At 30.4% G+C, this 13,386-nt stretch carries 12 protein-coding genes; 2 read left to right on the top strand and 10 right to left on the bottom strand.

All coding sequences use genetic code 11. The annotated features are described in order from the left end of the window. Positions 1-16 precede the first annotated feature (16 nt). From GQF29_RS07235 to GQF29_RS07265, 7 genes are all read right to left on the bottom strand, one after another. On the bottom strand, positions 17-2,017 hold the full coding sequence (locus GQF29_RS07235) for a penicillin-binding transpeptidase domain-containing protein (RefSeq protein ID WP_117599145.1): 2,001 nt from the start codon (positions 2,015-2,017) through the stop codon (positions 17-19). A gap of 197 nt (positions 2,018-2,214) precedes the next feature. After that, positions 2,215-2,715, bottom strand: a complete 501-nt coding sequence (gene tnpA / locus GQF29_RS07240) for an IS200/IS605 family transposase (RefSeq protein WP_054325826.1) — start codon at positions 2,713-2,715, stop codon at positions 2,215-2,217. 212 nt (positions 2,716-2,927) lie between these two features. Further along, entirely contained in the window at positions 2,928-3,359 is a 432-nt protein-coding gene (locus GQF29_RS07245; RefSeq protein ID WP_054690300.1) for a hypothetical protein, read from the bottom strand. A gap of 29 nt (positions 3,360-3,388) precedes the next feature. Then, positions 3,389-3,820 (bottom strand): hypothetical protein, encoded by a 432-nt coding sequence (locus tag GQF29_RS07250; RefSeq protein ID WP_008789206.1) that lies wholly within the window; start codon positions 3,818-3,820, stop codon positions 3,389-3,391. 717 nt (positions 3,821-4,537) lie between these two features. Continuing rightward, the gene (locus GQF29_RS07255) at positions 4,538-5,758 is read right to left on the bottom strand and encodes a M20/M25/M40 family metallo-hydrolase (RefSeq protein WP_054325674.1); all 1,221 of its coding nucleotides are present in this window, start codon (positions 5,756-5,758) and stop codon (positions 4,538-4,540) included. 555 nt (positions 5,759-6,313) lie between these two features. Next, complete coding sequence (locus GQF29_RS07260) at positions 6,314-7,009, bottom strand: tRNA threonylcarbamoyladenosine dehydratase (protein WP_008789204.1); 696 nt, start codon at positions 7,007-7,009, stop codon at positions 6,314-6,316. Between the two features lies 1 nt (position 7,010). Then, the gene (locus GQF29_RS07265) at positions 7,011-7,850 is read right to left on the bottom strand and encodes a tRNA 2-thiocytidine(32) synthetase TtcA (protein ID WP_008789203.1); all 840 of its coding nucleotides are present in this window, start codon (positions 7,848-7,850) and stop codon (positions 7,011-7,013) included. 356 nt (positions 7,851-8,206) lie between these two features. Here GQF29_RS07265 and GQF29_RS07270 point away from each other — a divergent pair, with 356 nt between their 5' ends. Then, positions 8,207-8,947, top strand: a complete 741-nt coding sequence (locus GQF29_RS07270) for a CAP domain-containing protein (protein ID WP_017144044.1) — start codon at positions 8,207-8,209, stop codon at positions 8,945-8,947. Between the two features lie 30 nt (positions 8,948-8,977). Here GQF29_RS07270 and GQF29_RS07275 read toward each other — a convergent pair whose 3' ends face one another. Beyond that, positions 8,978-10,387: an amidophosphoribosyltransferase gene (locus tag GQF29_RS07275; RefSeq protein ID WP_008789201.1), complete on the bottom strand. Its 1,410-nt coding sequence runs from the start codon at positions 10,385-10,387 to the stop codon at positions 8,978-8,980. A 337-nt stretch (positions 10,388-10,724) separates the two neighbouring features. After that, the gene (locus tag GQF29_RS07280) at positions 10,725-11,459 is read right to left on the bottom strand and encodes a hypothetical protein (RefSeq protein ID WP_008789200.1); all 735 of its coding nucleotides are present in this window, start codon (positions 11,457-11,459) and stop codon (positions 10,725-10,727) included. 179 nt (positions 11,460-11,638) lie between these two features. Here GQF29_RS07280 and GQF29_RS07285 point away from each other — a divergent pair, with 179 nt between their 5' ends. Continuing rightward, on the top strand, positions 11,639-11,875 hold the full coding sequence (locus GQF29_RS07285) for a helix-turn-helix domain-containing protein (protein WP_008789199.1): 237 nt from the start codon (positions 11,639-11,641) through the stop codon (positions 11,873-11,875). A gap of 198 nt (positions 11,876-12,073) precedes the next feature. Here the strand turns inward: GQF29_RS07285 and GQF29_RS07290 are convergent, their stop codons facing one another. Next, complete coding sequence (locus tag GQF29_RS07290) at positions 12,074-13,333, bottom strand: N-acetylmuramoyl-L-alanine amidase family protein (protein WP_117599144.1); 1,260 nt, start codon at positions 13,331-13,333, stop codon at positions 12,074-12,076. Between the last annotated feature and the right edge of the window lie 53 nt (positions 13,334-13,386).

Consider the following 13,386-nt stretch of genomic DNA (forward strand, 5'->3'; position numbering starts at 1 on the left):
CTTCACATTGTGATCTTTATTTATTTAAATATTCATTTAACGGAGCTTTCATACGATTTGTTACATAATTGCTACCACCACGTCCTTTAACATCTTCAACCATTGTCGAAATAACAATCGGCTGAGATGAATCAGTAGTCATAACAGTAAACCAGCCAACTTCTGTACCTTCAGTATCATCTTGTGAATCTTTAATTTCGCCTGTTCCCGTTTTCCCAGCTAAAACAACATTTTTGTTATAGAAAGAATGTCCAGTTCCATTTTTATCACTAATAACTTGAATTAAATCTTCTTTGATTTCGTTAGCAACATCTTTTGAAAATGGTTGAGCCCATACTGAAGATTCCGTTGTTTTTACAACATGTGGTGCCATCATTTTTCCTTCATTCACAAATGCTCCATAGACTGATGCCATTTGTACAGGATTCAACAAGATTTGTCCTTGTCCATACCCACTATCTGCAATTTGTATTTCATCCTTGAAATCACCACTACTATATTGTGATTTATTCAATGATAACTCAAAAGGAATTTCTTCACCAATCTTTAAAGATTTGTATCCTTTTACCAAATTATCCGCACCAATCTCTAATGCTGCCTTTGCAAAATAAACATTATCTGAATAAACCAGTCCATTTTTAAGATTATTAGGCGTTGGAGCATGTAATGTTGTGACATAATAACTTCCCCAGCTTGAATCTTTTTGCCATTTCATAGCTGATGAGAAATCCTTTGCAGGATCCAATGACTTTGTCTCTAAACCTATTGCAGCAGTTATTGGTTTCATACATGAACCAGGAACCCATGTTGATCTAAAACGATTTAATAACGGCTTATTTTTATCATCATTTAATGCATTCCATTGACTTGTGCTCATCCCCAAAATAAAATCATTGCTAGAAAATGTTGGTGTACTTACCAAAGCCAAAACTTCACCAGTTTTTGGATTCATTGCAACTGATGCACTCTTATCATTTTGGAATTGATTATATAAACTTTTTTGCAATGTTATATCAACAGTCAAAGTCATATCTTTCCCATCTTCTCTTAACTGTCGTGCAATTGATGCCTTACGTTCACCACTATCATCTTGTATATAAATTTCAATACCATCTTTCCCTTTCAAATCTTTTTCGTAAGCGGCTTCAATTCCGCTACGTCCAATATAAGAATTTTCAGTATATCCTTCTCCTTTATGCTTATCTAAGTCCTCTGCTGTTACCTTCTGCATATAACCCACTAAATGTGATGTTACTTTTCCATATGGATATGAGCGTATATTTGTTGTAGTTAACTTCACTCCAGCAATAGCTAATAAATCATTCTCTAAATTCTTATCATCTTTAGAAATTGTCTTTAATGGAACAAAAGAATCATCTTTAATCCAAGATGCACTCATTGTTTTTTGTATACCTTCTTTTGTTAGATCTAACAGTTTGGCTATCTTATCATAATCATTTTCACCATTCAATTTACCACGAACCAGTCCAACTGAATACGCTTCACCTTTTCCAGCCAAAACAGTGCCATTTCGATCTAAAATTCTTCCTCTTTGAGCCTTGTCTTCAACGATACGCACTTTATCAGTGCTTCCTAAATCAGGATATATAAAGGAATCATTCCATATAATTTTATCATCTTTGAATTGTGTTGTATTTTCAAACTCTGTTGATCCAGCAACCGTTTTCATATTGACAGTATAAGTTATTTTATCACCATCAGTAGAAACAACATCAATATTTATATCAGTCACTTCCATTCCATCATAAATATTTTTATTACGTTTTATAAAAGCTTCCTTTGTATATGTGGATTTTGCATCATCACTTATCATTGCATACATTTCATCATATTTTTGATTATTAATTTTTGCATAAAAATCTTTCAAGTTCTTTTCTTTACCATCACCACTTAATAAAAAGAATACAAAAAAACCAATCAGTATAACACCAATAACTGCTCCCCCAATAATTATAAGTTTCTTTTTATTGTTGTTATTTACATATACATCATACATTAGGTTCCCCTCCTTATTTTACAAATTAAGTATAGCACGTTCTTTCCATTTGATAAACAAAAATAAAAACCACGTCTAAAAGGCGTGGTTTTCTCTGCGGCTATAAGCCTTTGCTACTTGCTCGCGTCTCAAGGCGCTGCTTTCACTTCGCTCAAGCTATCGCTTTTGACTCTCGCTATCCCTCAAAGGGATTTTTTCTACTTCCCTTTCTTTTTCTCTTTTTTCTTCTCCTTTGTAATTCTCTTTTCTTCAAATGGATCCCTGTATTCCTTCACACTTAATTTATCCATCGCTATATCATGAGCTTCCTGCTCCCTTATATATTTTGCGACTGTTTCATCGTTTAATCCTACTGTGCTTACATAATACCCTTCTGCCCAGAAATGTCTATTTCCGTACAGATATTTCAGATTGGCATGTCTATCAAACATCATCAATGCTGATTTCCCTTTCAGATATCCCATAAATGACGATACGCTTTCCTTTGGTGGTATCATCACAAGCATATGCACATGATCAATCATTAGATGCCCCTCTATGATTTCCACTCCTCTATACCTGCATAGTGTCCGCAATATTTCGCCTAAGTCTTCTCGGTATTGATTATATATCGCTTTTCGTCTATACTTAGGTGTGAACACAATATGGTATTTACACATCCATTTTGTGTGTGCTAAAGAATTTGCTTTTTTAGCCATAGTCAAATCACCTTTCCTTTCTTTTAATGATAGCTTGAACAACTTCATTATATCGGAAAGGTGATACTATTGTTAAACTTTTTAATTGCTCCACCCGCATAGCAGGTGGTTTTTTGTTTCGCATATTTCATATGCTCAACTGACTAAAGTCTATGTGTTCAATTTTTGCAATTTGAACCTAAAGAAAAAAGCAAACGTACATTTATGCACGTTTACTTAAAGAACTTTTGTGATCTTTCTTCCCCTGGAGTATTCATGTTTGTTACAATAGCTAATAATGTCAGTATATGTCCTAATTTAACATCAGTAATCGCTCTAATTGTTTCTCTTAATTCAATATTCCCCTGATTGTATGTCAGTTTTCTAAGTTCTAAATAAGAAGCTAATTCTTGTTTTTGAATTTCATTTAATAAGTCTCTGTATGTTCCTTGAATATTCCCTTCTGGTATCATTGGATCAAAATTTGTTCCAAATTCTTCTCTATAAAAATGATTTAAATAATTAGCATTCTGCTCAGCATCTCTAGCAAATGCAAGTAAAACCTGCCTTTCACTTTGTAGTGTTGCCATTGCAGCTGCTTGTCGATATAACTGAGCTAACAATTTCTCAGTATAAATATAAGATTGGAGTTGTTCCCTATTCATTTCATACACCTCTATATATACTATGAAACTTATTCTAAATTGTGCTTATTATTTATTGTTTTTTGTGGATCATTCATATTAATAACAATAGCCATAATCGCAATAATATGCTCTAACTTAGAATCAGCAATTCCTCGCATTGTTTCTTGTAACAAATAATTGTCTTGAAAATACGTATGTCGACGATAATTTAGGAATGATTCAAGTTCCTGTTGCTGGATATGATTCAATACTTCTCGATATGTTCCCTGAATGTTAATCTCAGGAATCATTGGATCAAACTCTGAACCAAATTGTTCTTTATAAAAATATTTTAAACACCCAACCGCTTCATGGCAACTTTTTGAAAAGTCTAAAAACATTCCTTTTTCATCACTTAAGCAAGTTAATGTAGCAACTTTTTTGTAAAGATCACATAATAACTTTTCTACATATATATAAGATTGAAGTTGTTCCTTCATTTCTAACACCTCATTATAATCTATGAAAATTATTTTGAAATGTGAAAAAACTTACATACTTTCATAATTTCTCAAAAAATACTTAAATATTGAGTTTCCCAAAAAAGCATAAAGTATCCTTATTAAAATTTAACCATTCTTTAAACTTTAAAATATTACTGGTTGGATAGATTGTAAGGCTGTCAAACTGAGCTTGTTTCGCTTGTTTAAAGGAAGGTGGTTTACACTTCCATTATGTACTCCTCTAGGGAAGTGAGAATTGTTGCGTATTCTATTGAAATCTCTAAAAAAGTTCATTGGCAAAAAAGCCTTACCGAAAATAATCGGTAGGCTTTGATTCATGATATACAATTTAATACATATGCCCTTATCCCACTTTGAATATATTATGTGCTCAAAGTAGTGGATTGTTTATGTTTCGTTCTCAGGTAAAGACTGCATCACCAAACTGCGCTGTCGCTGTTTAAAATGATACTATAATATTATATAGACATAATTATATAAGAATGTAAAAATCTATTATCAGTTTGATATAATCCTCAAGTTCATTAGTGAAGACAGCATTAAAATACCATGAAAGATGAAGAGACACAACTATGTATTCGTTGTGAAACGTTCTCTTAATGAATATTATAAGATGTTTATATTTATTAGACAATCAATGTAAGTTAATGGAAGTATAAATAATTGTTAATTACTTTAAATATATAAGTCAGTTCACCTTTTATTTACAGCAATATCCATGACTAAATGCAGAAGAACATCTGCTCCTTTTTTAATATCTTCATAATCTGTCCATTCTTCGGGACAATGTGTTAAACCACCAACACTTGGAACATATAACATATTGGTATCTGTAAACTCTGTCATCATCATTGCGTCATGTCCACTACCATCATTAAGAATCATATAACTATATCCTAGTTTATTACATATCCTCTCCATCTTTTCTACATTCTCTTTATTCATAATGCTTGGAGGAGTCGGATTTGGATAATTTATTCTCGCCATCTCTTCTAATTCTATATGTAGTCCTGTCTTTTGAATAACTATATTAACCATATCATTGATTTTATTTTTAAAGTCAATTTGTTCAATTATTTCTTTATTTAATGTTCTAATCTCAACTTTATATTCTATGCAATTATCATTATCTATACTCAAGGGAATAATGATTCCTGTTATCTTATTTTTTAGACTTTTTAACATCTCATCAAAAAGTGCATTGAAATAATCGATGGCCGTTTTTGTATCATTATTCTCATCTTTAAATAAACAAAGCTTATATCTACCAATCCCTGGTACAAACCCTACTAATCCTATGTCTTTATTTTCATTTTCTAAAATAGGTCCTTGTTCTACATGAACTTCAATAAAATTTTTAATAGAACCTGGTTTTCTTTTTGCAGATTCTAAATTTGGAACTAATCCATATTCTTTCATAGCTTCCAGTTTTGTTTGTCCAAAACGGTTCTTTTTCATTGTTAACTCTTCCATTGTCAATGTTCCTAACATCCCCCTTGAATTTGTAACTCCTGACCCTTGACCAAACGTTGCCCCTTCTTCGGCATTCATCAAAATAAGCTCAATGGGATAATCATTGATAAAATGATTTTCTTCTAAAACTCGCAATACTTCTAAAGCCGCTATGCACCCAACTGGTCCATCGAATGCTCCACCATTAACTACCGAATCATAATGAGAGCCAATCATAATTACTGGTGCCTCTGCCATTGTCCCTTCTTTACGACCAAACAAAGTAGAAATTCCATCTTCATAGATTTTAAGATTAAGTTTTTCCATCTCTCTTATTAAATATTCCCTTGCTTGCTTATCTTCTTTAGAATACGATGAACGTGTAACACCAAATCCTGGTGTTGAAGTATAAGTGGCTAATACTTCTAAATCCTTTTTTATTCTTTCTAAATGAGTTTGCATAATAAAGCCTCCCTATCACTCTTAATAAATTAATCATAGCACAAAATATTAAAAAGAATACATATAAATAGGGTCCAAAATAAATTTTGTCCATAGAGTGATTAATCATAAGAAATGTCTTTCATCTTTTCTTACTATAAAATAAGGATAAGATACTTATATGATAGATATAAACAACTATTCTTCTAAATCTCTGCCTCTTTTAATTTTACACAAAATGTTAAACTTATAATAATATGTTTATGCTAAAAAAGAGAAAATCAAGATAATCATAATATTGAGATATGTGTTCAATATATATCTCACTCGCCAGAGTTAAAAATCGTATCATTAAATATGCTGATGATGAATATATAGAGTTCTACTAAAAAGTTAGTATTTTCCTAAATGATCTTATCTTACATTGTTTTGAAGATAATTTAGAAATGATTTGATACTATGGTTTCTATTGAAACAAAAATAATGATTTATTAGAAAAAGTTATATATTATGGAAAAAAAACAGACAAAAAAGCATCAACTTAATAAGGTTATTAAGTTAATGCCTTCGACTTATTTAAAAAAGTAAATCTTTTATGACTTCACTCGCTATTAGCAGTCCAGCGCTTGAAGGAACGAAAGCAGTACTACCTGGAACTGTTCTTTTGTTTGTTTTTTCATCAGATGTTTTTGGCTGTATAGGTAATTCTTTAGAATAAACAACTTTTAGATGTTTAATATGACGAGCCTTCAATTCTCTACGCATAACTTTTGCTAAGGGACATACTGATGTTTTATATATATCAGAAACCTCTAACATAGACGGGTTCATTTTATTACCCGTTCCCATAGAACTGATTAATTTTACATTTTGCTTTTCACAGCGTACTGCCAATTCTATTTTAGCAGTAATTGTATCTATTGCATCAACAACATAATCATATTGAGTTAAATCAATTGTATCAGCATTTTCAGGCAGATAGAACATCTCTAATGTTTGAACCTCACACTCAGGATGAATTGATTTTATTCGTTCTTTCATGATTTTCACTTTTTTATGCCCAATGCTGTCTCTTGTAGCAATAATTTGGCGATTAAGATTTGTTAGAGAAACTTCATCATTATCAACAATTGTTATATGACCAAGCCCACTTCTTATCAATGCCTCTACAGCATAACCACCAACTCCTCCAACTCCAAAAACCAAAACATGAGCGTTCTGGAGCTTGGTTATCTTCTCTTCTCCAACAAGTAATTCAAATCTTGAAAACATATTATCGCACCTCTTTATTGTATTTCTCTAAAAAATGATGTTCTCCCTCATCATCACTATAAGCAATAACCGTACCAAGCTTAACATTTTCCATACTTTTAAAAACATTCTTTTTAACGTTGGGGTTCATTGTTTCTAGATACTTAATTAAATTTTTCATTTCTTCTCTTTTAGATGTATGGTGAACATCTCCTAGCTCTTCCATCTCTTCTGTAAAACGACATGCACATTGAATAAATGCTAAATCATTATAATGACACCAATGAATAATATCTTTTTCTTCAATAAGATACATTGGACGTATAAGTTCCATACCTTCAAAATTGGTACTATGTAGCTTAGGCATCATCGTTTGGATTTGTGATCCATAAAACATTCCCATTAATATTGTCTCAACGACATCATCTATATGATGTCCTAAAGCAATTTTATTACATCCTAATTCTTTTGCTTTAGCATATAAAAAACCACGACGCATTCTAGCACATAAATAACAAGGTGATTTCTCAATATTTGTAACAACTTGAAAGATATCAGATTCAAAAAATTGTACAGGTATATCTAGAATTTCTGCATTCTCTTCAATTTTCTTTCTATTTTTTTCATTATATCCAGGATCCATAGATAAAAAAACCAATTCAAAATCAAATTTACCATGACGTTTTAATTCCTGAAGAAGTTTTGCCATCAACATTGAATCCTTACCACCTGAAATACATACAGCAATCTTATCATTTGGTTGAATCATATCATAAGTTTGAACACCTTTTACAAACTTACGCCAAATTTGCTTTCTGTACTTCTTAATAATACTTTGCTCAATTTCCTTTGTTCTATCCATAATACCATCCTTTGCTGATACATTTTACCATTATCCGCTCTTTTAATGCAATATTTTATATAGAAATAAAACAATCTCATTATCTTGCCATAGCTACGATATTTTTTTAAACTCTATTCAATGATTTGTTTTGTATTAAAAAGTATTTATTTCTATCTTTTCTAAATAGTTACATAAATGTTATTTGACTCTTTTTATGAAATCATCATATTGACAAAACCCAGTCTATTCTTCTATCATTATATAAATTATACATTATTTTATAATAATATCAATTTTATATTTTCACTTTAAGCAAACTATGTTATAATGCTTATAGCAAACCTTTTTTTCTTTCATTTATGAAAGGAGTCTTTATGAAGACATATATAACAATCATCACTTTAAGTTTTATAGTTTGTTATCTTGAAATTACAAACATTCATATAGAAGCAATTGTGCAAAAAAATATTATTTTACAACAAGAAACTATTTCAAAAAAAATATCTCAAAAAGAACTTAATCACAACACACAGAAAAAAACTATTCAATCACATGATACACGTCAAAAGATAATTCAAAAACAAAAAAAGATAGATTCAACTCCTTCAAATTCACAAGAAAAAGTATCTGATCAACCCCAAAAGAATAAAGAAAGTGACAACAAACAACAAACTCTTAAAAAAACTCATTCTATAAATGAAACTCTTATTCGTTCACAATTTCTCCAACTTATCAACACAACACGAGTAACACCTGTCTCTTTATATAAACCACTATTAAAAAGCACTACTCTTCGCGCTCAAGAAGCATCAATTCAATGGTCTCATACACGACCAAATGGAACAAAGTGGAATACAACCTTAAAAAATATAATTAACATTCAATCTACACCACATGGTGAGAATCTAGCCCAAACACAAGTTAATTATAAATCAGACTATACTGATAATGAAATTATTCAAATTGTTAATAATCTTCATCAAGGACTTCTTAAAAGTCCAACACATTATGCAGTCATGACAAATAAAAACTATAAAAAAGTAAATATTGGTATTTATATAGAGAAAAAAGATAACTATCTATTCATTACCATTGCTCAACATTATATAAGTTAAGCCCCCATAATCAATATGAGGGCTTTTCTATTATTCTTTACCACTAAAACAATATGTACATAATTGACATGGTTCTAAACCTATAGATTCTATCATGTCATCTAATCGGTGATATCTTAATGAAGTAAACTTTAATCTTCTACGGATTTCTTCTAACATATCTTGATACTTTTGATTGTCAGGATCTGCATATTCTTGTAATGTTTCATAACTAATATTTTCAGTTCCCTCTAAATCACGAATAACTCGTCTTGTGATAAGATCCATTTCTGAACTAGAACGAGAGAAATTCAAGAATTTACATCCAAATAATAGTGGTGGACAAGCTGGTCTAACATGAACTTCTTTTGCCCCTGAATCATATAGGAATTCTGTTGTTTCCCTCAATTGTGTTCCACGCACAATTGAATCATCTATAAGTAATAAGCTCTTATCTTTAATTAATTCCTGAACAGGAATTAATTTCATCTTAGCAATCAAGTTTCTCTGTCCTTGACTAGATGGCATAAATGAACGAGGCCACGTTGGTGTATATTTAATGAATGGTCTTGCAAATGGAATCCCAGAACGATTAGCATACCCTACTGCATGAGCTATTCCAGAATCAGGAACACCCGCAACACTATCAGGTGAAACATCGTCACGTCTTGCTAGCATGTCTCCACAACGATTACGCATAGCTTCAACATTTACACCTTCATATGTAGATGTTGGATATCCATAATAAACCCATAAAAATGAACATATTTTCATTTTTTCAAACGGAGCTTGTTCTTGTTTCAAATAATCATGTGTCATGAAAACAATTTCTCCAGGACCTAAATCTTTTTCATGTCGATATCCTAAATTTAAGAATGCAGAACTTTCAAAAGTCACACAGTTTGCATCATCTTTTGTACCAATAATGACAGGTGTACGTCCATATTTATCTCTAGCACAATAAATTCCCTCTGATGTCATAATGAGAATACTCATTGAGCCTTTAACAACATCCTGAACATGTTTAATACCCTCTACAATAGAATCTTTCTGATTAATAATCGCTGCAACCATTTCAGTAGGATTAATAACGCCACCACTCATTTCCAAAAAGTGTGTCTTTCCATATTCAAAACACTTATCTTTCAATTGTTCTAAATTATTAATTCTTCCTACAGTTGTAATAGCAAAGGATCCTAAATGAGAATTCACTAATAAAGGTTGTGCTTCATTATCAGAAATGCACCCAATCCCTAACTTCCCCTCAAACTCTTCAATATCTTTGTCAAATTTAGTTCTAAAAGGCGAATTTTCAATATTATGAATAGAACGATTAAATCCCTCTTTCCCATAAACAGCCATACCACCTCTTCTTGTTCCTAAATGTGAATGATAATCTACTCCAAAAAACAAATCCATAACACAATCATTTTTAGATGCAACACCAAAAAAACCACTCATATATGTAAATCTCCTTTTTTGTCATTTTCACAACTATTTTAGTTGATTTTATTTTGAAAGTCCACATATAATCACGTAAATTTAATAAGTTACCGCTTTCTTTTTAAATTTCACCTACCTTCAAAGTTACTTTTAAACAATAATAAATGTATAAAATCCTTAATTAATCTATTCGTGAATCTTTATAGTATATCTTAAAGAGATAGGTATATGATCTTTGAAAGGACTTATCACAATTGATTTGATCTATACAAAGCATGTAATCTATAATAAAAACTAATGACCATATGATTGATATGATTATTAGTTTTTATGACTTTTATGACATAATGAATGACTAAGATAGCTTCCTTCTTTTATCCAGTTGACGCTCCCCCAATAATTCAACTTGATATATGAGATTATCGTATTCTACATTTTCTATACCTGTATAAGTAGAAATTGGTGCTTTAAACGGATCAAGTTTTTGGTATTCATTTATTTTAACTCTAATTAATGATGAAAACTCTTCATATGAGATCGGATTGACTATCTCTTCTTGTTTCGTACAAAATTTTACTTTCACATACTTTTTAATAAAATATAATATTTGTGAAAAATAGATATCTTTTATGAGTTCAATTCCCATAAATCTTTCATTCACCTCAATATACTCACATGTATGTGAATCAAGAAATTCATCTAAATAAGATAATGGAATATTAAAAACTGCATCGAAAAAGGGATTTTCTTCTAGAGAAGATATCAAGTCTAGAAGTAAAATAGCTTCCATTAATGTACTTTCAAGCATAATAGGTTCATAAAGATTGAGATCAATATTTTCACTATCTAATCTTTTTATATAATCGAGATATTTATCAATAGGAAAAGATTTTAAGTCTATAATATTGTCAAGTTTACAATAAATAAGATAATTTTTGTTTTGAGATGATAACTCAATTGGATAATTATCTAACTCTTCTATTGGATAACTTCCAAAGATAAATACTTCTTCATTTGGAATCTCATTTATATCTGGCATTTTCTCCTTTCTTAATAAACTTAGTGATTTAAAAAAATCATATACATACATAATAAATTTCTCCCTTCTTTTTATGTATAGAACAATTATATATTATCATAATAAAGAGAATGATTAAATATAAAAATACACCTTGTAGTAATAATAGGTGTTTTAATACAAGGTGTCAAACTACAAATTATAGAAATATTGTTTTTAATATATAATTCTATTAAAAGGGTGATAATAATATGAATGATAAATATGGAAAATTTCATTTTAAAATAGAAAGTCTGTTAGAAGAGAAAAGTATTAGTAAGAATAAACTTTGTAAAGATATGGATATATTAAGACCTAATTTAAATAAATATTGTAGAGATGAAGTACAGCGTTTTGATAGTTTATTTCTAAGTAAGTTATGTCATTATTTTAATTGCACAATTGGAGATATTATGGAATATATACCTCCTGAAGATGATAATAACTAGTATCCAAATAATTTTAATGGTTTCCAATGAGGTTAACTTATTTCTTAAGTTAACCTTTTCATATGCTTTAATTGTTATTGTATGCATTCAAATTATAGCACACAGCAAACTATTATACAATGCTTTAAGCAAATATTTATGTAAACTAACTTTTATATAAAAATTTACAACAAAAAAAGCCAATGAAGTTCATTAGCTTTATTGAAAGTATTTATCTATACCATCTGCTATGCCTTTTGCACATTTATTTTGAAAAGATGAATCAGCGAGAAGTTTATCTTCTGACACATTAGAAATAAATCCCATCTCAATATAGATAGAAGGAACCTGACTCCAATTTATACCTGTCAAATCATTGCGATATGATACTCCTCTGCTCTTTATTCCAGTTGCTGCAGAATATGATTGGATAACACTCTGTGCTAATTTTGAGGATGCTTTAAATATTTCAGAACAATATGGATTATTCTTTGCAGGTGAAATTGTATGTGCGCCTCGTACACTTGATTCACCACCATCACAATGCAAATGAATAACTGCTGCTGCATTATTTTTATTTCCTATTTCTGCGCGTTGTTGGTTAGAAAGATTCACATTTTGAGTTGTTCTCGTCATAATAACTGTATAGCCTCTAGACTGCAATTCTGTTCTTAGCTTTAATCCAATCTCTAAATTAATCTGTGACTCTGCCTTGCGTGATGATACCCCCGTAGTTCCTGTTGTAACCTTCGCCTTTTTTGTTGAAGAACCAGGTCCTATCGCTTCCTTTTCACTATTTCCTTTTCCTTGATGTCCAGGATCTATGACAATGATTTTATTGTTAGGATTAGCCTTATATTGTTGAGGTGAGGATTGATTCCTTTGCTGATTCGAAACTGTTTCTTTCTTTTTTTGAACAGTTATAGCCAACTCTTTTTTTGCCTTATTGCCACTCTTATCTATAGCAATGATTGTCACAATATATTTTCCATTTTTTTGAGTATCTACTTGGCTATGATATGTATAAAAGCCCACATCTCCACTTTTAACATCTTTATCTTTTTTATATGTTAAATCTCCATCAGCATTATCTTTTACTGATTTTATATATTGAGTTATATTGAGTTGACTTCCTAATTCTATTGAATCTTTCTCTTTTGTCAGTGTTATGTCAGGTGCTTTTGTATCTCTTACTTCGATTTCAAATGCAAATTCTTTAGTTACCTGATTTTCCTTAACTACAAAAGTTATTTTATGCTTTCCTATTTTTGTTGTATCTATTGACTCTTGATAAATCACTTCACCAGAACACTTCTTAATAAGAGTTAATGGATCAAATGATTCTCCATATTCGATTACTTTTACATCATTCAATTCTAATATAATATCATCTGATTTAAACCTCATTTGATCATAAATCAAATACCCCCCAATAACAATAATAATTCCCAATATAACTATCCCTATTTTTCTTTTCATATTCTATCCCACCTATTTTCTTTATTTTATCATATTTTATTATGTTTCAGTAT

Origin of the sequence: Coprobacillus cateniformis, assembly GCF_009767585.1 — a bacterium.
GTDB classification, from domain to species: Bacteria; Bacillota_I; Bacilli_A; order Erysipelotrichales; family Coprobacillaceae; genus Coprobacillus; species Coprobacillus cateniformis.

What these genes read in the sequence shown, in the direction of transcription:
- GQF29_RS07235 (WP_117599145.1), bottom strand. Translation starts at nt 2,017, where the DNA reads ATGTATGATGTATATGTAAATAACAACAATAAAAAGAAACTTATAATT.
- tnpA (WP_054325826.1), bottom strand. Translation starts at nt 2,715, where the DNA reads ATGGCTAAAAAAGCAAATTCTTTAGCACACACAAAATGGATGTGTAAA.
- GQF29_RS07245 (WP_054690300.1), bottom strand. Translation starts at nt 3,359, where the DNA reads ATGAATAGGGAACAACTCCAATCTTATATTTATACTGAGAAATTGTTA.
- GQF29_RS07250 (WP_008789206.1), bottom strand. Translation starts at nt 3,820, where the DNA reads ATGAAGGAACAACTTCAATCTTATATATATGTAGAAAAGTTATTATGT.
- GQF29_RS07255 (WP_054325674.1), bottom strand. Translation starts at nt 5,758, where the DNA reads ATGCAAACTCATTTAGAAAGAATAAAAAAGGATTTAGAAGTATTAGCC.
- GQF29_RS07260 (WP_008789204.1), bottom strand. Translation starts at nt 7,009, where the DNA reads ATGTTTTCAAGATTTGAATTACTTGTTGGAGAAGAGAAGATAACCAAG.
- GQF29_RS07265 (WP_008789203.1), bottom strand. Translation starts at nt 7,850, where the DNA reads ATGGATAGAACAAAGGAAATTGAGCAAAGTATTATTAAGAAGTACAGA.
- GQF29_RS07270 (WP_017144044.1), top strand. Translation starts at nt 8,207, where the DNA reads ATGAAGACATATATAACAATCATCACTTTAAGTTTTATAGTTTGTTAT.
- GQF29_RS07275 (WP_008789201.1), bottom strand. Translation starts at nt 10,387, where the DNA reads ATGAGTGGTTTTTTTGGTGTTGCATCTAAAAATGATTGTGTTATGGAT.
- GQF29_RS07280 (WP_008789200.1), bottom strand. Translation starts at nt 11,459, where the DNA reads ATGTATGTATATGATTTTTTTAAATCACTAAGTTTATTAAGAAAGGAG.
- GQF29_RS07285 (WP_008789199.1), top strand. Translation starts at nt 11,639, where the DNA reads ATGAATGATAAATATGGAAAATTTCATTTTAAAATAGAAAGTCTGTTA.
- GQF29_RS07290 (WP_117599144.1), bottom strand. Translation starts at nt 13,333, where the DNA reads ATGAAAAGAAAAATAGGGATAGTTATATTGGGAATTATTATTGTTATT.